Origin of the sequence: Campylobacter sp. 2018MI34 (genome assembly GCF_016598975.1) — a bacterium.
Lineage (GTDB): Bacteria > Campylobacterota > Campylobacteria > Campylobacterales > Campylobacteraceae > Campylobacter_D.
The window spans coordinates 1-462 of the sequence record NZ_JAENKS010000109.1; the positions used below are offsets into that span (position 1 = coordinate 1).

A 462-nucleotide genomic window follows, 5' to 3' on the forward strand; every position below is an offset into this window, starting at 1 on the left:
GACCAGGACGCCTTCCAGGGCTTCATCGTGTTCTATGCCGAAGAGGGCCATATCCTGCTGGAAAACGTGGCCGTCCTGCCGCGCGCCGCCGGACGCGGCGTGGGCAGGGCGCTGATCGGCTTTTGCGAGAATGCCGCGCGGCGGCGCGGCATGAACGTGCATCTCTATACCAACGAGAAGATGGTCGATAATCTCTCGATCTATCCCAGGCTCGGCTACGTCGAGGTGGCGCGCCGTACGGAAGACGGTTTCAACCGAGTCTACTTCGAAAAGACCATCACCAGCGCCTGACGCTAATACGCCGAGAAGCCGCCTTCGGCCGGGATCGCGGCACCGTTCACCATGCGCGATTCGTCGGAGGCGAGGAACAGGGCGACGTTCGCGATGTCCTCCGGCTGGCCGACAGCGAACGGATATTGTGCGGCCATGTTGTCGATGCCGCCGAAGCGGATATGGTTGCCG

The 462-nt window shown here is 62.8% G+C and carries 2 protein-coding genes; one reads left to right on the forward strand and one right to left on the reverse strand.

Going from position 1 to position 462, the window contains the following annotated elements; translation table 11 throughout:
* Positions 1 to 291, forward strand: a 291-nt coding sequence (locus JG676_RS07955; protein WP_200217890.1) for an N-acetyltransferase, incomplete at its 5' end; no start/stop codon positions are given.
* Between the two features lie 2 nt (positions 292 to 293).
* Here the strand turns inward: JG676_RS07955 and JG676_RS09400 are convergent.
* Positions 294 to 428, reverse strand: a complete 135-nt coding sequence (locus tag JG676_RS09400; RefSeq protein WP_246801820.1) for an SDR family oxidoreductase — start codon at positions 426 to 428, stop codon at positions 294 to 296.
* Between the last annotated feature and the right edge of the window lie 34 nt (positions 429 to 462).

Coding starts and splice junctions, on each gene's coding strand:
- JG676_RS09400 (WP_246801820.1), bottom strand. CDS start 428: ATGGCCGCACAATATCCGTTCGCTGTCGGCCAGCCGGAGGACATCGCG.